The sequence below is a fragment of the Asanoa iriomotensis genome (genome assembly GCF_016862515.1).
Taxonomy (GTDB): domain Bacteria; phylum Actinomycetota; class Actinomycetes; order Mycobacteriales; family Micromonosporaceae; genus Asanoa; species Asanoa iriomotensis.
This window is the reverse complement of the sequence record NZ_BONC01000018.1, coordinates 89021-111134: the sequence shown is the minus strand read 5'-3', so window position 1 is coordinate 111134 and position 22114 is coordinate 89021. Positions and strand designations below refer to the sequence as shown.

Sequence of the window (22114 nt, the reverse complement as noted above, 5' to 3'; positions counted from 1 at the left end):
TCGATCCTGCCACGGGCGATCGGGCAGACTCTCTCGGGTGGAGGAGCTCGCGATCACCGTGATCGGCCAGGACCGGCCCGGCATCGTCGCCGATGTCGCCGAAGTCCTGGCCGGCCTGGGTGCCAACCTGACGGATTCGACGATGACCCGGCTGCGCGGGCATTTCGCGATGACGCTGGTCTGCACGGGTCCGGCGGCGGCCGACGTCGAGGCGGCGTTGGACGAGCTGGCGGCACGCAGCCGGCTGGTGGCCACCGTGCGGTCCGTGGGGCCCGAGGAGAGCACCGCGCCGACGGGCGAGCCGTACGTGCTCAGCGTGCACGGCGCCGACCGGCTCGGCATCGTCGCCGCGGTGACCCGGGTGGTCGCCGACGCCGGCGGCAACATCACCGACCTGACCACCCGGCTGGCCGGGCCGCTCTACGTGCTCGTGGCCGAGGTGGAGCTGCCGCCGGGCAGCGCCGAGGCCACCGAGCAGCGGCTCACGGAGGCCGCGGCCGGGCTCGGTGTCGACGTCGTGCTGCGCCGAGCCGAGTCCGATGTCCTGTGACGCGGACGTGAGCCTCGACGCCTGGCTCGCGGACCTCGCCGAAGCCGGGCTGGTCCGCGCCGTGGTCAGCGCGCCTGACCCGGTGCTGGCCGGCGAAGGCGCGGAGGTCGACCCCACGGACCCGGCGGTGATCGGCCTGGCCGCCGACCTGGTCGCCACGATGCGCGTGTCGCCTGGCTGCGTCGGCCTCGCGGCGCCGCAGATCGGCGTCTCGGCGCGGGTGTTCGCGGTCGACGTCACCGGGCATCCCAAGACGGTCACCTCGCACGGCACGTTCGTGCTCTGCAACGCGACGGTGGTGTCGGCGAGCCGCTGGCGTCCGGGCCGCGAGGGGTGCATGTCGGTGCCCGACCTGACCGGCGACGTGAAGCGGGCGAGCCGGGTGGTCGTGGAAGGCGTGCTGCCGGGCACGGGCGAGTCGGTGCGGCTGACCACGGACGGTTTCGAAGCCCGCGCGTTGCAGCACGAGATCGACCACTGTGCGGGGTTATTGTTCCTGGACCGGGTGGCCGGTGCGCACGCGCTGTATCAGCGCAAGGTCTATCTGTAGAAGGCGACGCGCCGGGCTCAAATCACGCGGCGCGTCGCCATGTTTGAAACGGCGCGCACCGATACGGTGATCCCATCATGCGCTTGACGGTTGGCCCCCTGCCACCCGCCGTCTACTGGCGGCGTCGGGCGATCGTGCTTGGCGCGGCGGTGGTCGTCATCTTCCTCATCGTGCAATCGTGCTCGGGCGGCGACGCGAGTTCGGTCGGCGCCGACAGGAACAGCCCCACCAGCGCACCGGCCGGCGCGCCGCAGACGACGGAAACCCTGCTGCGCCCGCAGACCGATCCGCCGGACCAGGAAGAGGACCCGACCGAGGAGCCGCCGGCGAGCAACCCGGCACCCCAGACCGGCGAGGCGCCGCCGGCCGACGACGGCTCGTGCACCGACGCGGAAATGCTGATCACCCCGGTGCCCGAGGCGACCTCGGCACAGCGCGGCTCGACGATCGTGATCCGCCTCCGGATCAAGAACATCGGAAAGCGCACCTGCAGTCGGGACGTGGGCGCTGACCAGCAGGAGCTCTACATCAAGAAGGGCGCCGCCAAGGTCTGGTCCTCGGACACCTGCGGCAACGTCAAGGGCAGCGACGTGCAGCCCTTCACCCCGAACTTCGAGCGCGAATATCGCGTCGACTGGAACGGCCACGACGTCAGCAAGTGCGCCAACAACCTGGCCGACGGCCCGATCCCGGCGGCCGGCGACTACCAGGTTTTCGGGCGCCTGGCCACCAAGACCAGCAACCCGGTGAAGCTGACCCTGAGCTAGCCGACGTTCGTCGGGCTGAGAGCGACCCGCCGCGGACCTGGCAGCGGAGCGGTGGCTGGCGGGAGCGACGGTCGTGCCCACCGCGAACCCGAGTCATCCGGGTCGGTTAGACGTAGCGCTCCAAGATGGAGGCTTCCGCGAGCCTGGACAGGCCCTCGCGGACGCCGCGGGCGCGGGCGTCGCCGACGCCGTCCACCGCTTGCAGGTCTTCCACTGTGGCGCCCAGCAGGCGCTGGAGGCTGCCGAAGTGGTCCACCAGGCGGTCGACCACCGGGCCTGGGAGGCGGGGGACCTTCGCCAGCAGGCGGAAGCCGCGCGGGCTGACCGCCGCGTCCAGGGCGTCGCTCGCGCCCGGGTAGCCGATCGCCTTCGCCACCGCCACCAGGTCGATGAGCTCGGTCGCCGAGAGCAGGTCGAGCTCGACCAGGGCCTCGTCGAGGGTGCGGGCGCGCCGGCCCACCGGCAGGTAGTCGCGGATGACGAGCGTGCGGTCGGCGTCGACGCCGGCCATCAGCTCGTCGAGTTGCAGCGCCAGCAGGCGGCCGTCGGTGCCCAGCTCGACCACGTAGCCCGAGATCTCGTCGGCGATCCGGCGGACCATCTCGAGGCGCTGCACGACCGCGACCGCGTCGCGCACCGTGACCAGGTCTTCGATCTCCAGCGCCGACAGCGTGCCGGAGACCTCGTCGAGGCGCATCTTGTAGCGCTCGAGCGTCGCCAGCGCCTGGTTGGCGCGGGACAGGATGGCGGCCGAGTCGTCGAGCACGTGGCGCTGGCCGCTCACGTAGAGACCGATGATCCGCATCGACTGGCTGACCGAGATGACCGGGAAGCCGGTCTGCTTGGCCACCCGCTCGGCCGTGCGGTGGCGGGTGCCGGACTCCTCCGACGGGATCGACGGGTCGGGCATGAGGTGCACGGCGGCCCGGACGATGCGGGTGCCGTCACTGGAGAGCACCACCGCGCCGTCCATCTTGCACAGCTCGCGCAGCCGGGTCGCGGAGAACTCGACGTCGAGGGGGAAGCCGCCCGTGCAGATCTCCTCGACGATGCTGTCGTAGCCCAGCACGATCAGCGCGCCCGTGCGGCCGCGCAGGATGCGCTCCAAGCCGTCGCGCAGGGCCGTGCCGGGCGCCATCAGTGCGAGGTTGGCCCGCAGCGGGTCACCCACCGCACTGGTGCCCGCCGGTGGGCTCGCGGAGGAGGATCCGACCACCCGCTGCTGGGGTGCGCCGGCGACACCAGCGCGGCCCGACGGGCTCGCGCCAGCGGTCTTGTTGGGATCGCGGTCGAACGGCACGGGCAACAGTCTACGGACCGTCATGACCTAGCTGCGGTCACGGTTGGGCGCCGGGTCGCTCAGAGCGGGGGATCCTAGGGCCAAGACGGTGTGAATAGGGCGAATCACTCGGACGATAGCCGGGCCGCCCATTGCAGGGCGGAGGACAGGTCGGCGACTTCCTCGACGCGCAGCCCGGGCGCGGCGACGCCGGTCTTGGCCGGGCCGCAGTCGGGCGGCACGAGCGCGTAGCGGAAGCCGAGCCTGGCCGCCTCGGCCAGCCGCCGCGGCACGGCACCCACCCGGCGCACCTCACCGGTGAGCCCGACCTCGCCGATCGCCGCGAGCCGAGGTGAGATGGCCAGGTTGAGCCCGCCCGACGCGACGGCCAGCGCCATCGCCAGGTCGGCGGCCGGCTCGGTGACCCGGATGCCGCCGACGGTCGCCGCGAACACCTCGCGGTCGTGCAGGGTGAGCTGCTTGGTGCGGGTCTGCAGCACGGCCAGCACCATCGCGAGCCGGGCGCTGTCGATGCCGGAGACCGTGCGCCGCGGTGAGCCGGGCACGGCGGCGCCGATCAGCGCCTGCACCTCGGTCACCAGCGCCCGCCGGCCCTCCATCGCGACGGTCACGCAGGTGCCGGGGACCGCCTCGGCGTAGCGGGTCAGGAACATGCCCGACGGGTCGGCCAGGCTCGCGATGCCGGACTCGTGCATCTCGAAGCAGCCCACCTCGTCGGCCGCGCCGAACCTGTTCTTCATGCCGCGCACGAGGCGCAGCGCGGAATGCTTGTCGCCTTCGAAGTGGAGCACCACGTCGACCAGGTGCTCCAGCACCCGCGGACCGGCCACCTGTCCGTCCTTGGTCACGTGGCCGACCAGCACGGTCGCGATGCCGCGCTCCTTGGCCACCGAGACCAGCGCCGCGGTGACCGCCCGCACCTGGGTGACGCCGCCGGGGACGCCCTCGCCGGGCACGGAGATGGTCTGCACGGAGTCGAGCACCAGCAGGCCGGGCTTGACCGTGTCGAGGTGGCCGAGCACCGCGGACAGGTCGCTCTCGGCCGCGAGGTAGAGCCGTTCGTCGAGGGCACCGATCCGCTCGGCCCGCAGCCGGACCTGGCTCACCGACTCTTCACCGCTGATCACCAGCGACGGCGTGTCGCCCGCGGCCGCCCAGCGCTGTGCTACGTCGAGCAGCAGGGTGGACTTGCCGACACCGGGCTCGCCGGCGAGCAGCACGACCGCGCCCGGCACGAAGCCGCCGCCGAGCACCCGGTCCAACTCGCTGACCCCGGTCGGTCGCGCCCGGGCCGGTGCGGCGCTGATGGTCGCGATCGGCCGGGCCGGCTCGGCCGGCATGCGCGTGGCGATCACCTTGCCGGCCACCGCGGGACCGGTCGTGCTTTCGACGACCGAGCCCCACTCACCGCACTCGGGACACCGCCCGAGCCACTTGGGCGGCTGGTGCCCGCAAGCGTCGCAAACATAGGCCGGCCGCGCGGCCGCTCGTGTGCTCACCCGCGAAACCTAACGCGGGCGTACGACAAGTCAGCCGACCGGCGCGACGTCAGCCTCGTGGCCCTCGTCGGGGACCACCGCCGAGCCGCGGGGCAGCGGTGACAGCGGGACCGCCAGGCCGGCGTCGGTGGTGATCTGCGTGCCGTTGAAGTCGAACACCACGGGCACCGAGTTGCCGTCGTTGACCCCGTCGCGCAGCCCGGTGAGCAGGAGGAAGGCGTCGCCAGGCTGGTTGAGCGTGACGAAGCCGGCGGCCGGGATCGTGATCTCGGCCGGACCACCGGGAGCGGCCGGCGGGGGCGGGGGAGCGGCCGGCGTCGGGGTCGGCGTCTCGCCGCCCGGGGTCGCGGTGGCCGTGGCTGTCGGCGTCGGCTCGGCGGGTGCGGTCGGGCTCGGCGTCGCGTTCGGGTTGACCAGGCGCACGTCGGCGGCGCCCGGGCTGCTGACCCGCACGGTCACCGGAGAGCCCGTGTTGTTGTAGAGCGCGACCGCGAGCCGGGCGTCGGAGCCGGCCGGGTAGCCGTCGACGTTGAAGTCGACGGTCAGGTTGCGCACGCTGTAGGTGCCGGAGTTGTTGGGCGCGTTCACGTCGCTGTCGACACCGTCGATCGCCGGCACGGTGTCGGCCGTCGAGGAGACCTGGCCGGAGCCGCAACCCGTCAGCAGCAGGCTCGCGGATGCCGCGACGGCCACGCCGGCGAGCAGCACCGCGCGACGGCGGGTCCCGAACTTCGAGCGCGTCACGTCGCTCCTCCTCGCAATGCGGGCCGGACCACCCCGGCTGGCCGCGCTCCAGGGTAGTGGGGCGTGATCCGCGGTGGACGATCGACCCGCACGCAGCGCGCGGCGCGCCCGGTCGGTCACACCACGCGACCACTCGCGACCAGGAGGATGACGTCGATCACGGCCACCGCCATCACGGCCCGGAACATCGCCACCGGCCGGTTACCGCGGGCGGCCGCGGCGCGTCCCGCGTACCAGCCGAGGGGCAGCACCACCACCGCGGCGACGACGGCCGCGACGCCGGACCACGACGGCGGTCCGGCCGGGCCCAGGACGAGCGCGACGGTCGCGGCGAGCAGGAGCACCGCGGCGGCCAGTCGCGAGCCGGCGGGGCCGAGCCGTTGCGGCAACCCCCGTACACCGGTGCGGTTGTCCTCGTCGAGATCCGGCAGCGCGTTGGCGAAGTGCGCACCGGCGCCGAGCAGCGCACCGGCCAGCACGAGCCAGGCGGGCGGCGCCGGCGCGCCGGGCAGCGCCACCACCACGAACGCCGGCAGCAGACCGAAGGACACCGCGTACGGCAGCACCGAGAACGCGGTCAGCTTGAGCGGCCAGTCGTAGAGCAGCGCGGAGACCAGCGCGGCGATCATCAGCAGCGCGGCCGGAAAGCCCGTGGTCAGCGAGAGCAGCACGCAGGCGACCGAGGCGACCAGGCCACAACGCCCGACCAGCCGCCGGTCGATCGCGCCCGCGGCGACCGGCTTGTCGGCCCGCCCGACGGCGCGGTCCCGGTCGGCGTCGAGCCAGTCGTTCACCCACCCGATCGCGAGCTGGCTGGCGAAGACGGCTGCGGCCGTCCGGGCGATCCCGGCGGCCTCGTGCCCGACGCCCCAGGCGAGCAAAGCGGTGACGGTGGTGACCGCCACCGCCGGTTCCGGATGGGAGGCGCGCACGAGGGCCCGGAACGACCATGACATGACCCGAAGTCTGCCGGTTCGGCAACGGTCGTGCCAGGCATGACCTGCCTGTACCGTTTGGGAAATGCGGTTACCGCGGCCCCGCAACGATCCGCGCCAGTACCACGACCTGGCCGGCGAATGGTGGCGACCCGACGGGCCCTTCGCGATGCTGCACTGGCTCGCCGAGGCGCGGGCCGCCCTGGTGCCGCGGGCCGCCGAGCCGGGCGCCCTGCTGGTCGACGTCGGCTGCGGCGCCGGCCTGCTCGCGCCGCACCTGCACGACCACGGCTACCACCACGTCGGCGTCGACCTCGTGCCCTCCGCGCTGGAGCAGGCGGCCAGCCACGGCGTCACACCGATCGCCGGCGACGCGGCGGCCATCCCGCTCGCCGGCGCCAGCGCGCACGTCGTGGTCGCGGGTGAGATTCTCGAGCACGTCCCCGACCTGGAAGGCACGGTCGCCGAGCTGTGCCGGGTGCTGCGGCCGGGCGGGCTGCTGGTGCTCGACACGCTCAACGACACCACGGTCAGCCGGGTCCTGGCCGTGCAGATCGCCGAGCGCATGCCGCGTGCGCCCCGGGGCATCCACGACCCCGACCTCTTCGTCGACCCGGTCCGGCTCACCCGGCTGTGCGCCCAGCACGGCGTGCGGCTCGAGGTGCGCGGCATCCGGCCGTCGGTGGCGGCGGTCGCCGGCTGGCTCGCCGGCCGCCGGCCGACCCCGGGCCGGCGGCGGATCGTTCCCGTCGCCAGCACCGCGGTTCTCTACCAGGGTCGCGGCATAAAGAACAATTAGGACAGAATGGGCGAGGCGGAGGGGGCAAGCGTGAACGCGCTCGAATCAGCGCGGCGGGTCGCGCCACGGATGGCGGCCCGCGCGGGTGACTACGACCGGGCGGGCGACTTTCCCGTCGACGACTTCGCCGACCTCCGCGCGGCGGGGTTGTTCGGGCTGATGGTGCCGAAGGCGCTCGGCGGCGCGGGCGCCAGCTTCGCCGAGTACACGTCGGTGGCGTACGAGCTGGCCCGCGGCAACGGCGCGGCCGCGCTGGTGTTCAACATGCACGCGTCGGTTACCGGCGCCCTCGGCGCGGTCACCGCGGAGCTGGCCGAGTCGCTCGGCCTGCCCGACAGCGCGCTGGCCGCCCGCGACAGGCTGCTCGCCGACGCGGCGGCCGGCTCCTGGTACGGCGTCGCGATGAGCGAGCGCGGTGCCGGCTCCCGACTGTCCCAGCTCACCACCACCTACGAGCCGGTGGAGGGCGGCTACCACATCAAGGGCGCGAAGACGTTCTGCTCGGGCGCCGGGCACGCGGACGCGTACCTGGTCGCCGCCCGCAGCGTCGGCGACCAGTCGGTGGTCTCGCAGTTCCTGGTGGCCGCCGACAGCCCCGGTCTGCAGGTCGAGCCCACCTGGGACTCGCTGGGCATGCGCGCCACCGCCTCGCACGACCTGCACGTCGACGTGACCGTGCCGGCCGACCGGCTGCTCGGCGGCATGGAAGGGCTGGCCCTGGTGGTGGCCCAGCTGATGCCGCACTGGCTGATCGCCAGCTACGCGGCCGTCTACGTCGGCGTGGCGCAGGCCGCGATCGACGCCGCCGTCGAGCACCTCAACGCCCGCAAGCTGACCCACCTGCCGGCGGTCCGCGCCCGGGTGGGCCGGGCCGACGCCGCGGTCGCCGCCGCCCGCCTGGCGGTCGCCGAGGCCGCCCGGCGGGTCGACGAGGAGCCCGGCGAAGCGGAGACCAACCGCTGGGTGTGGCGGGCGAAGCTGCTCGCCGGCACCACCGCCGCCGAGGTGGCCGCCTCGATGCTGGAAGCGGCCGGCACGTCGGCGACCCGGCGAGGACACCCGCTGGAGCGGCTCTACCGGGACGCCCGCTGCGGCTCGCTGCACCCCGCCACGTCCGACGTCTGCGCCGACTGGCTCGGCGTCGCGGCGCTCGGCGGCGACCCGGACCACGACGGATCGGCGCCTCGGTGGTAGGGGCCACCATCGCCGGGGTCGGGCTCGCGTTGCCGCCGGCCGCCTCGCAGGAGGACCTCTGGACCGGCTTCTTCCGGCAGCACCTCCCGGCCTCGGCGCGCTCGCTGGGCGAGCGGATCTTCGCGAACTCGGGAGTGGTCACCCGGCAGGCCAGCGTCAGCCCGCTGATCGAGGACGTCTCCGACTGGTCGACCGAGAAGCGGATGCGGCGCTACCTGGTCGAAGCGATGCCGCTGGGCAAGGAGGCGGTGAGCCGCGCGCTGACCGACGCCGACCTGTCGATCAACGACATCGGCATGTTCGCGGTCTGCTCGTGCACCGGCTACGTCACGCCCGGTTTGGACATCCTGCTCAGCCGCGACCTGGGCATGTCGCCCGACACGCAGCGGCTGTTCATCGGCCACATGGGCTGCTACGCGGCGCTGCCGGGGCTCGGCTCGGTCGGCGACTACGTCAACGCGCGCGGCCGCGCGGCGCTGCTGCTCTGCGCGGAGCTGACCAGCCTGCACGTCCAGTCGTCGGTCACCCGGTTCGACACGCAGCAGATCGTGGCGCACGCGCTGTTCTCCGACGCCGCGGCCGCCGTCGTGGTCACACCCGGCGGCCGGGGGTACGTGCTGGCCGAGGTCGCCGCGGTCACCGACACCGCGACGGCCGACCAGATGACCTGGGACGTGACCGACCTGGGTTTTCGGATGGGTCTGTCGCCCAAGGTGCCGCAGGTGCTCGAGCAGCACGTCCGGACGCTGGTCGACGACCTGCTGGCCCGGCACGGGCTGAGCCGGGCCGACGTGGACGGCTGGGCGGTGCACCCGGGCGGGCCGCGCATCCTCAACGTCGTCGAGCGGGAGTTGGAGCTGACCGTCGAGCAGATGGCGGCGTCCCGGGCGACGCTGGCCGAGCAGGGCAACTGCTCGTCGCCGACCGTGCTGCTGATCCTGGAGCGGCTGCGCCGGCAGGCCAGGCCGCCGGACCGGATCGTCACGCTGGCCTTCGGGCCGGGCCTGACCCTCTACGCGAGCCTGCTGCTGCGCACACCGTAAACAGCGAAAACCGGCCGGCGCGATGGTCGCGCCGGCCGGTGATCAGTTGGACGGCCCTCGGGTCGAGCGCGCATGGGATCCGCGCCGCTCCCGCCGGGCGCGGGTGATCCGGCTGAACAACCGCGTGCGGTCCGCCTGGGCGATCAGGTCGCGCTGGTGGTCGTGGGCCAGGGTGAGCATGAACTCCGGGTCCTGATACATCTCGCGTCTCCTTGGTGGTGTTCGCTGATGTATCTATGGTCGGCCGCGCGGGCCGGCCAGACATCGGGAGCCATTCCCTAACTTGCGGGCCCGGGGGTACTTACCCGGGTCCTTAGCCGCGCCTAGGCATACCTAGCGGACCGGCAGAAAGGCCAGATCGGCGGCGTACGCGCTGGTCGGTGTGCTGCTGTCGACCAGTTGGGTCAGCTCGCCCGAGCGGGCGACCAGGGCGACCGGGGTGGCCGGGCCAGGTGCCGAGACGCCCGCGACGAACTCGGCCAGCGCGCCCGGGTCGCGCAGCCGGCGCACCGGTGCGGCCGCCGGCCCGGGCAACGTCGCCGTCGAGGGTGGCGGACCGCCGCTGCGCGCCGAGCCGACCGCGACGACCGTCACGCCGGTCGGCGCCGCGGCAGCGATCTGGGCGGCGCAGGGGCAGTCGTCGGCCAGGATCAGCACCGCCGGCAGCAGGGTCGCCAGCGGCACCTCGTTGCCCTGGTCGTCGAGCAGGTCCACGGGCGGGAACGTGGGCCTTGCCGCGGTGGTCGCGGCGGCCCTCGGCGCGGTCGTGCTGACCGCCGGCGTGGCGCCGCGCCGCTGGTTGGGCCAGGCCGCGGCGAACAGGCTGATCACGGCCGCGAGCAGGGCGGCCGTCATGATCATCAGCGGGATGCGCAGGGAGGCCGGCTCGGTGGTGGCGGCGCCGTCGGCCGGCGGGACGCTGCCGCGGAACCCGCCGCCCGGGAAGACCCGGGCACCGGTGCGCGAACCGCCGACCCGCTCCTCGCGCAGCTCCCGGCGGACCTCCGCGGCCTCCTCGGCGAGCTCGGACGCGTCGTCCGGAACGCGTACGTCTGGAGGCAACTCCGGAAGCTCGCCGAAGGGCCCGCTGTCACCCTCGTGCGGCGTGCCCATGCTGCCCCCTGCGCCTTGATCGCGCGCGAAGTCGCGTCTGCTTCCAGAGTGGCGCACGAGCCCGTGGAGCGCCACAGTTCACCTTGGTTCGATCGTGGTGGGAGCGCTGATTCGATCTTTGTGGGAGATGGCGCTTCGGCCCGCAGGCAGGCGCATAAGGACCCTTGCGGGTTACCCTTAGAGGTGGGAAGCATTCGCGTCCGATATCGACGAGGCCCCTGCGGATTGGTAACCCGAAGGTTACTCAGCGTGTTGGAATCGGCCGACGCGGAGCGTGTCAAGCCGAAGAAAGACCTGTCACAAGCCCTCTGAGCTGCACTAACGGTCAGGACCGGGATGGGACATCGGTGCTCCCGCGTGTTACCCTAGACACAGCGAAAGGGGTTTCGAACCTATGGTTTTCAGTGTCGGCGAGACCGTTGTTTACCCCCACCACGGGGCCGCACTCATCGAGGCAATCGAGACTCGGGTCGTCAAGGGCGAGGAAAAGCTCTACCTCGTTCTCAGGGTCGCTCAGGGTGACTTGACGGTGCGGGTGCCCGCCGAAAACGCCGAGATCGTCGGCGTTCGTGAGGTGGTCGGGGAAGAGGGCCTGGGCAAGGTCTTCGATGTGCTCCGTGCTCCGCACACCGAAGAGCCGACCAACTGGTCGCGGCGTTACAAGGCCAACCTGGAGAAGCTGGCTTCCGGCAACCCGCTGAAGGTCGCCGAGGTCGTCCGCGACCTGTGGCGTCGCGAGCGGGAGCGTGGTCTGTCGGCGGGCGAGAAGCGCATGCTCGCCAAGGCGCGCGACATCCTGGTCGGTGAGGTGGCCCTCGCCGAGAAGAGCACCAAGGACGAGGCGGAGATCCTCCTCGACAAGGTGCTCACCGAGGCCTGACGCCCGTTCAACACAATTCAACTCCTCGCGAGGACCGCGACGTGACCGCGCAGCTCAACCCGCGCGGTGACGTCGCGGTCCTCGTTCCAGCCGCGGGCAGTGGCACCCGGCTGGGTCCCGGAGCCCCCAAGGCGCTCCGGTTGCTGGGCGGCGAGCCGCTGCTGGTGCACGCGGTGCGCCGGGTGGGCCGGGCCCCCTCCGTGGCGGCGATCATCGTGGCCGCCCCGCCCGACGAGGTCGCTGCCGTCCGGGCCATGCTCGCACCGGTCGCACCCGTCACGGTGGTCGCGGGCGGCGCACACCGGCAGGCGTCCGTCGCCGCCGCGCTGGCCGCCGTCCCCGCCGAGCTGCCGATCATCCTCGTTCACGACGCCGCCCGCGCGCTCGCACCGCCCGACCTGGTCGAGTCGGTGGCCGCCGCGGTCCGGGCCGGCGCCGAGGCGGTGATCCCGGTGCTGCCGGTGGTCGACACGATCAAGGAGGTCGGCCCCGACGACGCCGTCCGCGGCACCGTCGACCGGTCGCCGCTGCGCGCGGTGCAGACACCCCAGGGCTTCCGCCGGCAGGTCCTGGCCGCCGCGCACGCCGCCGCCGTCGACCCGCTCACCGACGACGCGGGCCTGGTCGAGAAGCAGGGCGTACGCGTGACCTGTGTCCCGGGCTCCGACCACGCCCTCAAGATCACTCGCCCGTTCGACCTGCTGCTCGCCGAGCACCTGCTGGCCACCGAATAGGCTGCCCGCGTGGAGCTTCCTCGGGTGGGCATCGGCACCGACGTGCACGCCTTCGCGACCGGCCGCGAGTGCTGGGTAGCCGGCCTGCTCTGGCCCGGCGTCGATGGCCTGGCCGGACACTCGGACGGCGACGTCGCCGCGCACGCCGCCTGCGACGCGCTGTTCTCCGCGGCCGGCCTCGGCGACCTCGGCAGCAACTTCGGCGTCGACCGCCCGGAGTGGGCCGGCGCGTCCGGCGTGACCCTGCTGACCGAGGCCGCCCGCCGGGTGCGAGCCGCCGGCTTCGCCATCGGCAACATCTCGATCCAGGTCATCGGCGTACGCCCGAAGATCGGCCCCCGTCGCGACGAGGCCCAGAAGGTCCTGGGCGAAGCAGCTGGCGCACCGGTGACGATCTCGGGCACCACCACCGACGGCCTCGGCCTGACGGGCCGCGGCGAGGGCCTCGCGGGCCTCGCGGTGGTGTTGCTGCACCCCGTCTCCTGATCACCACCGCGACGCGATCGCGCTGCACGCGTTCTGATCACGTCCCGCTACGCTCGGGCGTGTGACGGGAATGGAGGCCGATCCCACCGAGGGCCATCTGCGCCGGGCGGAGCTGCTTGCCGATCTGGGGCACTTCGACGAGGCCGTGGCCGAGCTCGACCCGCCGCTCGCCGCCAACCCGAGCGACGGCGGCGCCCTCGCGCTGCTCGCCGCCATCCAGCTCGCCGCCGGAAAGCCCGAGCCCGCCCTCGAAGCCGCCGAGAAGGCGGTCGCGGCGACGCCCGCCGCGATCCAGCCGCAGGTGACCGAGGGCGAGGCCCTCCTGCAGCTCCGGCGCTTCAAAGAGGCCGCCGTGGTCGCCGAGCGCATCCTCGATGCCGGTCCCGACGACCCGTACGCCCAGCTCAACGGCGCCGCGATCCTCGGTGAGGCGCGCAACGGCCAGCGGGCCCTCGACGCCGCCTGGCAGGCCGTCAACCTCGCGCCGCAGGATGCCCGGGCCCATCTCGTGCTTTCTGGCATCGCCGGCCGGCTGCAGCTCACCGAGCTCGCCGAGCAGGCCCGCGACGAGGCACTCCGGCTCGACCCGGAGCTCGCGTCGACGGGCAGCGTGGGCCGGTTCGCGATCCCGGAGCCCACGGCCCGCGACCTGCGGCCCACGCCGGCCACCGCCATCGGCTGGCTGGCGCTCTACGCGGGCGCGTTCACCGTGCCGGTGGCGATGCTGGCCGCGGTGCTGCACGCCGTGCACCCCGCCACGTCCCGGGTGGTCGCGGTGGTGCTGGGGCTGTGCGGCGTCGGCTTGGTCGCGCTGTTCGCCAACCGCTTGCCGGGTTCGGCGCGCGAGACCCTCACCAGCGACCGTGCCTCACGGATCGCCGCCGCCGCGACCCTCGCCGGCCCGCTGAGCGTCATCGCGTACGGCGTGATCGGCTCACCGTGGGCCGTGGCCGTCGCCCTCGCCACGACCGCCGTCGCCGCGGTCGCGGTCGTTTCCCGGATCAAGTTCTAAGCCTGGCGGCCCGACCAGGTCCAGGCGTAGCCGGTGTCCTCGCAGGACAGCGCCGCGTCGCAGAGGTCAAGAGGTCGGAACGTGTCGACCATGACCGCCAGCTCGTCGAAGTAGTCGACGCCGATCGACCGCTCCGCGGCACCCGGCTGCGGCCCGTGTGTGAACCCCGACGGGTGCAGCGACATCGAACCCTGCTCGATGCCGGAACCGCGCCGCGCCTCGTAGTTGCCGCCCGTGTAGAACAGCAGCTCGTCCGAGTCCACGTTGTGGTGGTTGTAGGGCACCGGGATCGACAGCGGGTGATAGTCGACCTTGCGCGGGACGAACGAGCAGATCACGAAGTTCGGACCCTGGAACGTCTGGTGTACGGGCGGCGGCTGGTGCACCCGCCCGGTGATGGGCTCGAAGTCGTGGATCGAGAAGGCCCACGGGTAGAGGTGGCCGTCCCAGCCGACCACGTCGAACGGGTGCCGCGCGTAGACGTGCTTCGTCCAACCACGGCGGTGCTGCACCAGCACCTCGACGTCCTCGCCGTCCTCCAGCAACGGCGTCGACGGCCCACGCAGGTCGCGCTCGCAATACGGCGAGTGCTCGAGGAACTGGCCCCGCACCGACAGATAGCGCTTCGGCGGCCCGATGTGCCCGGTCGCCTCGATCGCCAGCAGCCGCACCGGCGACTCGCCGACGGGCACCAGCCGGTGGATCACCGAGGTCGGGATGATCACGTAGTCGCCCGCGGCGGCTTCCAGGACGCCGAACGTCGACTCGACCCGCATCGCCCCGGCCTCGACGTAGAGGCACTCGTCGCCGACCGCGTTGCGGTAGAGCGGCGACGGGCGGTCGGCGGTCACGTACGAGATCCGCACGTCGTCGTTGGCCAGCAGGTGCGCCCGGCCCAGCACGGGGTCGGCGCCGGCCGTGTCGAGCTTGTGGGTGCGCAGGTGGCGCGGCTTGAGCGGGCGGTTCGGCGTGCGGCTCCAGGCAGGCGGGTCGAACGCTTCGGCGGCCACGATCGCGGTCGGCATCGCACGGTGGTAGAGAAGCGACGAATCGGACGAGAAGCCCTCCTGCCCCATCAGCTCCTCGGCGTACAGGCTGCCGTCGGGCTGCCGGAACTGCGTGTGCCGCTTGCGGGGCACCTCGCCGACGCTGCGGTAGTAGGGCATGTCGACCTCCCGTCCGCGTCCGATAATCGGACGTCATTGTCCGTTTCTTGTAGCGTCCACTAAGTTCTGTAACCGTGTCAACCGATCGCCGGACACCCACCGACCAGCCGTTGATCGCCCCGCTGTTCCATCGACTCGTCGACGACGCGGCGGTCTTCCCGCCTGGTAACGCACCGCTGCCCGACGCGGTCACGGCGCACCGCGGGCACCGCGCCGCCTGGTACGCGGAGCTGGTCGGCCCGCTGCTGGTGCCGGCCAGCTCGGTCGACGCGCTGACCGGCCTGCTGGACCCGGCCGAGCGCCTGGCCATCGGGATCATCGGCGACGTGCCGATCGACCGGCTCGGCCCGCCCGACGACCCGCGCGTGGTGGTCCGCCAGGTCGAGGCGGCCGTGGCCAAGCGCGGCGAGGACCCGCAGCCCGGCATCGCGCGCATCCTCGACCTCGCCGCCCGCCTGCCCGAGCAGGACGTCTACGCCGAGGTGCCGCTCACCTTCGGCCTGCTGGCCGGCCTCGACACGATCGCGGAGGCGCGCCGCGCGGGCGCCCGGGTGGCGGCCAAGTTCCGCACCGGCGGGCTGGCCGCCGAACTGTTCCCGACGCCGGTCGAGCTGGCCGCGGTGATCTGCGCCTGCCGCGAGCGTGAGCTGCCGTTCAAGCTCACCGCCGGCCTGCACCACGCGATCCGGCACGCCGACCCGGAGACCGGCTTCACCCACCACGGCTTCCTCAACATCCTGGTCGGTGCCGCGCTCGCCGCCGACGGTGCCGAGGTCGCCGAGGTGGCCGAGGTGCTCGCCGCGACCGACGCGGTGCCGCTGATAGAGCCCGCCCGGGCCCGCCGTGACCAGCCCCGCGGGCTCTGGGTCGGGTTCGGCTCGTGCAGCATGCTGGAACCGCTGACCGATCTGATCCGGCTCGGCCTGGTGAACGGGGGATACGAGGGATGACCTGGGTTCCGGGTGCGGCGGGCACGCCGTACGGCGCGCACAACCTGCCCTACGGCGTGTTCCGGCACGACGGCGACCAACGGCGGATCGGCGTACGCATCGGCGACTCCCTGCTCGACCTCGACGGTGCCGAGGCGGCCGGGCTGGTGCTCGCCGGCGGCGCGCTGCGCGCACCGACCCTCAACCCGTTCCTCGCGCTCGGCCGCCCGCAGTGGAACGCCGTCCGCACCCGGTTGACCGAGCTGCTCACCGACCAGGCGCACCGCGCGGCCGTCGAGCCGCTGCTGTTGCCGCTGGCCGACGTCGAGCTGGTGCTGCCGTTCGAGGTCGGCGACTACGTCGACTTCTACTCGTCCGAGGAGCACGCCAGCAACGTCGGCCGGATCTTCCGCCCCGACGAGGCGCCGCTGCTGCCCAACTGGAAGCACCTGCCGATCGGCTACCACGGCCGCGGCGGCACGGTGGTCGTCTCCGGCACGCCGGTGATCCGCCCGAGCGGCCAGCGAGCCACCCCCGACGGCCCGGTCTTCGGCCCGTCGACCCGGCTCGACATCGAGGCCGAGGTCGGCTTCGTCGTCGGGGTGCCCTCGGAGCAGGGCGCGCCGGTGCCGGTCGACCGGTTCGCCGATCACGTCTTCGGCGTCGTGCTGGTCAACGACTGGTCCGCCCGCGACCTCCAGGCCTGGGAATACCGGCCGCTCGGCCCGTTCCTGGCCAAGTCGTTCGCCACCTCGGTGTCGCCGTGGGTGGTGCCGCTCGACGCGCTGGCCGACGCCTGGGTGCCCGCGCCGGAGCAGGACCCGCCGGTCCTGCCGTACCTGCGCGACATCCCGCACCTCGGCCTCGACCTGCGGCTCGAGGTCGACTGGAACGGCACCGTGGTCAGCCGCCCACCGTTCGCCGGCATGTACTGGACCCCGCCGCAGCAGCTCGCGCACCTGACGGTCAACGGCGCCTCGGTGCGCACGGGCGACCTGTTCGCCTCCGGCACCGTCTCCGGGCCGGCCCGCGCACAGACCGGCTCGTTCCTCGAGCTGACGTGGGGCGGTGCCGAGGCGGTCGCACTCGACGACGGCACGAAGCGGACGTTCCTCGAGGACGGCGACACGGTGACGATCACCGCGACGGCGCCCGGCCCCGACGGCGTCACCGTCGGCCTCGGCACCGTTCGCGGCACCATTTTCCCGACCGGTGCGCCGCACCGGTAGGGTGCCCAGCGTGGTGGTAGCGGCCCGGCGCCGGGTGGTTGCGGTGCTCGCCGGCCTTGTCCTGGTCGCGGGCGCCGCACTCGTCGTCTACCGGGTCTTCGCGCCCGGCGAGGTGCTGGCCGAGCCGACCGCCAGCTATCCCTCGGCACCCACCCCGCGCCCGCCGGCCGTGCTCGGCACGCTGCCGGCCGCGCCGCTGGTCGTCGACGGCCGGCTCCGGGTGGTGGCCGACAAGCGGCAGGTCCGCGCGGACGGCCCGGTCGACTCGCGCTACCTCAACACGCCGTACTGGTCGTTCCGGCGCTGGCCGGCCGAGCTGGTCGGGGTCGTCGCCGCCGGCGGTACGGTCGTCACCCGCTGGTCCGACGGCGAGCTCGTCGGTCTGGACGCCCGCACCGGGCGCGACGTCTGGCGGGTCAAGGGCGAGAAACCCGCCATCACCGCGTACGCCGGCCGGCGCACCGGAGCCAGCACCGTCTACGCGCCCCCGGGCCTGTTCCTCTCCGGCGACACCGTGGTGGTGGCCGGACCGACCGCCACACAGGCCTACGCCGTGGCCGACGGCACCGCGGGCTGGCGGCAGGCGGCACAACCGTGCCCGGGCGAGCCGGACCCGACCGGGTTCAGCACGTCGGACGGCCGGGTGGCCGTGCTGCGACCGTGCGACGCGGCGGTGCGGCTCTTCGACGCCGGCACCGGATCGCCCGCCGGCACGATCGACGTGCCGACGAACCCGGCCGCGGAGCCGACCCTCGACCCGCTGGACTGCGCCGCACCCCGCACGGAGTGCGCCGGCGTGCGGGTCGACGCGCTGACCGAGGCGACCGCCTGGCTGTTCGGGAACCGGGACACCAAGCCCGCCGGCGCGGCCGCCGACGCAGCCGCAAGCACCGCCGCACGGCTGGCCGCACCCGGCGCCTTCCTGGTCGACGGCCTGGCGGTGGCGATCGACGGCACCGCGGTCGTGGCGGCCGGCGCCGGCGACGACGGGCAGCGCTGGCGGCACGACCTGGGCGGGCCCGACGCGCGGATCCTCGCGGCCGCGGCCGGCCGGGTCTACGTGCTCACGGCCGACCGGGATCTGCTCACCATCGACGCCGCGACCGGCGCCGAGGTTTCCCGCTTCCGGTACACCTACTTCGCCGAGGCCACGGACTGGGTGCCCGGGTACTCGTACGCGTCAGGTCGTTATCTCTTGACCGAGCGCCTGGCCGACGTCGCGGCCGAGGACGACGCTGACTACTACTTCGACCCGCAGCCGGTCATCCTCGCGATCACTTAGAGCGCGGTGGCGGCCGCCGCGAGGAAGGCGTCGTTCTCCTCCGGCGTGCCGATCGTGACGCGGACGCCGTCGCCCTGGAACGGGCGGACGATCACGCCACGCTTCTCGCACGCGGCGCCGAACTCGGCGGCACCCGCGCCCAGCGGCAGCCAGACGAAGTTGGCCTGTGAGGTCGGCACGTCCGGGACCAACTCGCGGATCGCGGTCGTGACGCGCTCGCGCTCGGCGATCACCAGCGCGCAGCGGCGGGCGACCTCGTCGGCCTGCTTCAGCGCGGCGAGCGCGGCCGCCTGGGCCACGGCGCTCGTCGAGAACGGCGTGACCACCTTGCGCACCGTGGCCGCGACGGCCGGCTGGCCGACCAGGTAGCCGATCCGCAGGCCGGCCAGACCCCAGGCCTTGGAGAGCGTGCGGAGCACCACCACGTTGGGGCGGTGGCCGTGCGCGGCCAGGCCGTCGGGCACGGCGGGGTCCGTGACGAACTCCCGGTACGCCTCGTCGAGCACGATCAGCACGTCGTCCGGCACCGAGTCGATGAAGCGGGACAGTTCGGTGCCCGAGATCGCCGTGCCAGTGGGATTGTTGGGGCTGCAGACCAGGATCATGCGGGTGCGGTCGGTGATCGCCGCGGACATCGCCCGGAGGTCGTGCTCGTGCCCGGCCGTGTTGGGGACGCGCACGCTGGTGGCGCCGGTGGTGGCGGCGATGATCGGGTACGCCTCGAACGAGCGCCAGGAGTAGAGGATCTCGTCGCCCGGCAGGCAGGTGACCCGGGCCAGGTGCTCGGCCAGCGCGACCGATCCGCAGCCGGTGGCGATGCGGTCGGCGTCGATGCCCAGCTTGTCGGCGAACGCCTCGCGCAGCTCGACCACGCCCATGTCCGGGTAGCGGTGGGAGCTGGCCGCGGCCTCGGCGACCGCCTCGACGACGCCGGGCAGCGGGCCGTAGGGCACCTCGTTGCTGGCCAGCTTGATCGCCTGCGGGAGGCCGAGCTCGCGGGCCAGGTCGGCGGGGTTGCGGCCGGGCACGTAGCTGGGCAGCGCGTCGAGGTCGGCTCGGGTGAGTCGCGGCGTCATGACGAGCCTCCGGGAGTCTGCGGCGGGCTGGCGCCGGCCGGCGGGCGGGGGTTGGCGACGACCACGACGGTCCGCGCGGCCTTGTCGTGCAGGGCCTGGTGCAACGGTCGGTCGACGGTCAGCCAGAAGCAGTCGACGATCTGCCAGATGAAGCCCACGCAGCAGGTCCAGAACAGCGTCGGCAGGCCGAGGATGTTCCAGCGGCGCAGCGACCGGCCGAAGCCCATCTTCGGCTCGCCGTCGACGCGGACCACGCGCAGGCCGACGATGCGCTTGCCGAGGGTCTGGCCGGTGTTGGCGACGGCCGGCACCTCGTAGGCGAACCAGAGGGCACACGCGATGATCAGGATGACGAGCTGGAGGCGGCTGGCCTCGGCGCTGGGCGTCATCTGCATGAGCTGGCTGAACGACTCGCCGTTCTCGGCGCGCGCGGTGGCCTCCCGGTAGAACGGGGCCAGCTCCTGCCAGTACTGGTAGATGAACCAGCCGTTGACCACCGCGTTGAGCAGCAGCACGGCGAAGATGTCGATCAGCCGCGCGACCAGCCGCAGGCCGGGTGCGGCCAGCGGGACGCCGGTCGGCAGGGCCGGCGCCTGGCGCGGGAGGGTCTGCACCGGGGGGTACGGGTGCCCGTACGGCGGCTGGCCGTAGCCCTGCTGCCCTTGGCCGGGTTGCCCGGGGACGGGCTGGCCGTTGGGTGGTGGTGGGCCGTAGCTGGGGTAGACCGGTGGCCCGTAGCCGGCTGGGCTGCCGGGTCCGCCGGGCGAGGTGGGCACGGCGGCCGGGTCGCCTGGCGCGGTCGCGGCGGGCTCGACCGGCGCCGGGGGCGGCGGCAACTCGGGCGGGCCGTCGGGTGGCGTCGCGTCGGCGGGAAGGGGCGCGCCGATCCAGCCCTCACCGTCCCAGTAGCGCTGGGTGGTGGGTTCGGCTGGGTCCTTGTACCAGCCCGGGGACACTGAGCTCACTGGACGACCTTAGCTACCACTGTCTCGGCTGCCTTGTCGTGGAGGGTCTGTGCGAGCGGCTTGTCCCACAGCTGCCACAGCCCGTCGAGCCAGGCGAAGAACGGCACGAAGCCGCCGGCGACGTGCTGCACGAGGTAGCGGCGGCCCAGGATGCGGCGGTCGAGCGCCTGATCCGGGCGGATGGGCTGCACGCGCAGCGACATCACCCGTTTGCCCGCTGTCTGTCCGGTTCGCAGTTGGTACTCCACGAAATAGAGGTAGCTGAGGGCGAACTGCAGCACGAACAGCGCCGCGTAGCCCACCAGGAAAAGCACGATGGTACCGGCGCCGAGCCGGCCCTCCTCGTCGATGCGGGTCAACGGCAGGATGACCGCGAAGATCATGATTGGGCAGGCGAGGACGAACCCGGCCAGACCGACGATCAACGAATCGATCACGTACGCGATCAGCCGGTCCCCGAAGCCGGCCAGCGGCTGGCCGCCGGGGGTGACCGGCGCGGGCGGCACGGCCCACGGGTTCGGCGGCGGGCCGCCGTGCCACTGCTGGGTCGGTATGTAACCCGGGGCCGCCGACGGGTGGGCAGCCGGCGGCCCGGGCTGGCGCTGGGGGTCGGGGTGCACCCCGACAGTGTTACAGGTTGCCCCGCGCTTCCTGCTCCCGCTCGATGGCCTCGAAGAGCGCCTTGAAGTTGCCCTTGCCGAAGCCGAGCGAGCCATGGCGCTCGATGAGCTCGAAGAACACCGTCGGGCGGTCCTGCACCGGCTTGGTGAAGATCTGCAGCAGGTAGCCGTCCTCGTCGCGGTCGACCAGGATCTTGCGATCTTTGAGCTGCTCGATCGGCACGCGCACGGTGCCGATCCGGGCGCGCAGCTCCGGGTCGTCGTAGTACGAGTCGGGGGTGTCCAGGAACTCCACGCCCGCCGCCCGCATCGCGTCGACGCTGGCCACGATGTCGTTGGTGGCGATGGCGATGTGCTGGGCGCCCGGGCCGTCGTAGAACTCGAGGTACTCGTCGATCTGCGACTTCTTGCGGGCGATCGCCGGCTCGTTGAGCGGGAACTTGACCTTGCGGGTGCCGCTGGCGACCACCTTCGACATCAGCGCCGAGTAGTCGGTGGCGATGTCGTCGCCGACGAACTCGGCCATGTTGGTGAAGCCCATGACCCGCTTGTAGAACTCGACCCAGTGGTCCATCTTGCCGAGCTCGACGTTGCCGACCACGTGGTCGATGGCCTGGAAGTAGCGCTTGGGCTGCAGGCCGGCCGCGATCGCGGCGGTCCGGTCGACGATCGGCTTGCGGGCCACGAAGCCCGGCAGGAACGGCCCGCTGTAACGGGACCGGTCGATCAGCGAGTGGCGGGTGTCGCCGTAGGTGTCGATCGCGGCGTACCGGATGGTGCCGTGCTCGTCCGTGATGTCGGTCGGCTCGGTGTGCGCGCTGGCACCCTGCTTCACCGCGTAGGCGAACGCGGCGTCGACGTCGGGCACCTCCAGCGCGATGTCCACGACGCCGTCGGAGTGCCTGTGCACGTGCGCGGCGTCCTCGGCGTCGGGGCGGACGGCGCCACGGAAGACGAACCGGGCGCTGCCGCTGGTCAGCACGTACTCGGCGTGGTCCCGGAAGCCCTGCTCCGGGCCGCGGTAGGCGACGCAGGTCATGCCGAACGCGGTCGAGTAGTAATGGGCGGCCTGCTTGGCGTTGCCGACCAGGAAGAGGACGTGGTCGAGGCCCTTGACCGGGAACGGGTCGCCGGCGATGTCGTGCTCGACCGCCCCGATCAGCCGGTCGGCGGTGGCCTGGTCGATGTCGTTGAGCGCCTGAGTCATCGTCGACTCCCCCTCGTGTGGGCTGCCGTTGAGG

The 22114-nt window shown here is 73.0% G+C and carries 24 protein-coding genes; 13 read left to right on the top strand and 11 right to left on the bottom strand.

The window, feature by feature from the left end; translation table 11 throughout:
- Window positions 1–37: 37 nt before the first annotated feature.
- From Air01nite_RS15255 to Air01nite_RS15245, 3 genes are all read left to right on the top strand, one after another.
- Window positions 38–550, top strand: coding sequence for a glycine cleavage system transcriptional repressor (locus Air01nite_RS15255; RefSeq protein ID WP_203702957.1), 513 nt, complete (start codon window positions 38–40; stop codon window positions 548–550).
- On the top strand, window positions 540–1100 hold the full coding sequence (locus Air01nite_RS15250) for a peptide deformylase (RefSeq protein ID WP_203702956.1): 561 nt from the start codon (window positions 540–542) through the stop codon (window positions 1098–1100). Before Air01nite_RS15255 ends, Air01nite_RS15250 begins: the two co-directional genes overlap by 11 nt.
- A gap of 77 nt (window positions 1101–1177) precedes the next feature.
- Window positions 1178–1867: a hypothetical protein gene (locus tag Air01nite_RS15245; RefSeq protein ID WP_203702955.1), complete on the top strand. Its 690-nt coding sequence runs from the start codon at window positions 1178–1180 to the stop codon at window positions 1865–1867.
- A gap of 106 nt (window positions 1868–1973) precedes the next feature.
- On the opposite strand, the gene disA is transcribed toward Air01nite_RS15245, so the two are convergent.
- The 4 genes from disA to Air01nite_RS15225 form a co-directional block, all read right to left on the bottom strand.
- Window positions 1974–3167, bottom strand: coding sequence for a DNA integrity scanning diadenylate cyclase DisA (disA, locus tag Air01nite_RS15240; protein WP_203702954.1), 1194 nt, complete (start codon window positions 3165–3167; stop codon window positions 1974–1976).
- A 104-nt stretch (window positions 3168–3271) separates the two neighbouring features.
- Window positions 3272–4666 (bottom strand): DNA repair protein RadA, encoded by a 1395-nt coding sequence (gene radA / locus Air01nite_RS15235; protein WP_203702953.1) that lies wholly within the window; start codon window positions 4664–4666, stop codon window positions 3272–3274.
- A gap of 30 nt (window positions 4667–4696) precedes the next feature.
- A complete protein-coding gene (locus Air01nite_RS15230; RefSeq protein WP_203702951.1) occupies window positions 4697–5410 on the bottom strand; it encodes a hypothetical protein in 714 nt (237 codons plus the stop codon).
- Between the two features lie 116 nt (window positions 5411–5526).
- Window positions 5527–6366, bottom strand: a complete 840-nt coding sequence (locus tag Air01nite_RS15225; protein WP_203702949.1) for a UbiA family prenyltransferase — start codon at window positions 6364–6366, stop codon at window positions 5527–5529.
- A 64-nt stretch (window positions 6367–6430) separates the two neighbouring features.
- Here Air01nite_RS15225 and Air01nite_RS15220 point away from each other — a divergent pair, with 64 nt between their 5' ends.
- The 3 genes from Air01nite_RS15220 to Air01nite_RS15210 are packed head-to-tail and all read left to right on the top strand — an operon-like array spanning window position 6431 to window position 9381.
- Window positions 6431–7144 (top strand): methyltransferase domain-containing protein, encoded by a 714-nt coding sequence (locus Air01nite_RS15220; protein ID WP_203702947.1) that lies wholly within the window; start codon window positions 6431–6433, stop codon window positions 7142–7144.
- Window positions 7145–7150: 6 nt separating this feature from the next.
- The gene (locus Air01nite_RS15215; protein ID WP_203702945.1) at window positions 7151–8338 is read left to right on the top strand and encodes an acyl-CoA dehydrogenase family protein; all 1188 of its coding nucleotides are present in this window, start codon (window positions 7151–7153) and stop codon (window positions 8336–8338) included.
- Window positions 8332–9381 (top strand): type III polyketide synthase, encoded by a 1050-nt coding sequence (locus Air01nite_RS15210; RefSeq protein ID WP_203702943.1) that lies wholly within the window; start codon window positions 8332–8334, stop codon window positions 9379–9381. The genes Air01nite_RS15215 and Air01nite_RS15210 overlap by 7 nt, the downstream gene beginning before the upstream one ends.
- Before the next feature lie 42 nt (window positions 9382–9423).
- On the opposite strand, the gene Air01nite_RS15205 is transcribed toward Air01nite_RS15210, so the two are convergent.
- Complete coding sequence (locus Air01nite_RS15205) at window positions 9424–9582, bottom strand: hypothetical protein (RefSeq protein ID WP_203702942.1); 159 nt, start codon at window positions 9580–9582, stop codon at window positions 9424–9426.
- 132 nt (window positions 9583–9714) lie between these two features.
- Window positions 9715–10494, bottom strand: coding sequence for a hypothetical protein (locus tag Air01nite_RS15200; protein WP_203702941.1), 780 nt, complete (start codon window positions 10492–10494; stop codon window positions 9715–9717).
- Window positions 10495–10888: 394 nt separating this feature from the next.
- On the opposite strand from Air01nite_RS15200, the gene Air01nite_RS15195 reads away from it, so the two are divergent.
- The 4 genes from Air01nite_RS15195 to Air01nite_RS15180 all read left to right on the top strand — a co-directional run bounded on the left by Air01nite_RS15195 (window position 10889) and on the right by Air01nite_RS15180 (window position 13606).
- A complete protein-coding gene (locus Air01nite_RS15195) occupies window positions 10889–11374 on the top strand; it encodes a CarD family transcriptional regulator (RefSeq protein ID WP_203702940.1) in 486 nt (161 codons plus the stop codon).
- A gap of 41 nt (window positions 11375–11415) precedes the next feature.
- The gene (gene ispD, locus Air01nite_RS15190) at window positions 11416–12108 is read left to right on the top strand and encodes a 2-C-methyl-D-erythritol 4-phosphate cytidylyltransferase (protein ID WP_203702939.1); all 693 of its coding nucleotides are present in this window, start codon (window positions 11416–11418) and stop codon (window positions 12106–12108) included.
- A 9-nt stretch (window positions 12109–12117) separates the two neighbouring features.
- Entirely contained in the window at window positions 12118–12594 is a 477-nt protein-coding gene (gene ispF / locus Air01nite_RS15185; protein ID WP_203702938.1) for a 2-C-methyl-D-erythritol 2,4-cyclodiphosphate synthase, read from the top strand.
- 61 nt (window positions 12595–12655) lie between these two features.
- Window positions 12656–13606, top strand: a complete 951-nt coding sequence (locus Air01nite_RS15180; RefSeq protein ID WP_203702937.1) for a tetratricopeptide repeat protein — start codon at window positions 12656–12658, stop codon at window positions 13604–13606.
- Here Air01nite_RS15180 and Air01nite_RS15175 read toward each other — a convergent pair.
- The gene (locus Air01nite_RS15175; protein WP_203702936.1) at window positions 13603–14772 is read right to left on the bottom strand and encodes a homogentisate 1,2-dioxygenase; all 1170 of its coding nucleotides are present in this window, start codon (window positions 14770–14772) and stop codon (window positions 13603–13605) included. The genes Air01nite_RS15180 and Air01nite_RS15175 overlap by 4 nt on opposite strands.
- 113 nt (window positions 14773–14885) lie before the next feature.
- Here Air01nite_RS15175 and Air01nite_RS15170 point away from each other — a divergent pair, with 113 nt between their 5' ends.
- From Air01nite_RS15170 to Air01nite_RS15160, 3 genes are read left to right on the top strand one after another with little or no spacing between them, the layout of a single operon-like run.
- A complete protein-coding gene (locus Air01nite_RS15170) occupies window positions 14886–15722 on the top strand; it encodes a hypothetical protein (protein ID WP_203702989.1) in 837 nt (278 codons plus the stop codon).
- Window positions 15719–16930: a fumarylacetoacetase gene (gene fahA / locus Air01nite_RS15165; RefSeq protein ID WP_203702934.1), complete on the top strand. Its 1212-nt coding sequence runs from the start codon at window positions 15719–15721 to the stop codon at window positions 16928–16930. The genes Air01nite_RS15170 and fahA overlap by 4 nt, the downstream gene beginning before the upstream one ends.
- A gap of 10 nt (window positions 16931–16940) precedes the next feature.
- On the top strand, window positions 16941–18212 hold the full coding sequence (locus tag Air01nite_RS15160; RefSeq protein ID WP_203702932.1) for an outer membrane protein assembly factor BamB family protein: 1272 nt from the start codon (window positions 16941–16943) through the stop codon (window positions 18210–18212).
- Here the strand turns inward: Air01nite_RS15160 and hisC are convergent.
- Genes hisC through hppD form a run of 4 tightly spaced genes read right to left on the bottom strand, consistent with a single transcriptional unit; the run spans window position 18209 to window position 22080 of the window.
- Entirely contained in the window at window positions 18209–19288 is a 1080-nt protein-coding gene (gene hisC / locus Air01nite_RS15155) for a histidinol-phosphate transaminase (RefSeq protein ID WP_203702930.1), read from the bottom strand. The genes Air01nite_RS15160 and hisC overlap by 4 nt on opposite strands.
- Window positions 19285–20253 (bottom strand): RDD family protein, encoded by a 969-nt coding sequence (locus Air01nite_RS15150; RefSeq protein ID WP_239090725.1) that lies wholly within the window; start codon window positions 20251–20253, stop codon window positions 19285–19287. The genes hisC and Air01nite_RS15150 overlap by 4 nt, the downstream gene beginning before the upstream one ends.
- Window positions 20250–20873, bottom strand: coding sequence for an RDD family protein (locus tag Air01nite_RS15145; protein WP_239090724.1), 624 nt, complete (start codon window positions 20871–20873; stop codon window positions 20250–20252). The genes Air01nite_RS15150 and Air01nite_RS15145 overlap by 4 nt, the downstream gene beginning before the upstream one ends.
- Window positions 20874–20883: 10 nt before the next feature.
- On the bottom strand, window positions 20884–22080 hold the full coding sequence (gene hppD / locus Air01nite_RS15140; protein WP_203702926.1) for a 4-hydroxyphenylpyruvate dioxygenase: 1197 nt from the start codon (window positions 22078–22080) through the stop codon (window positions 20884–20886).
- Window positions 22081–22114 lie beyond the last annotated feature (34 nt).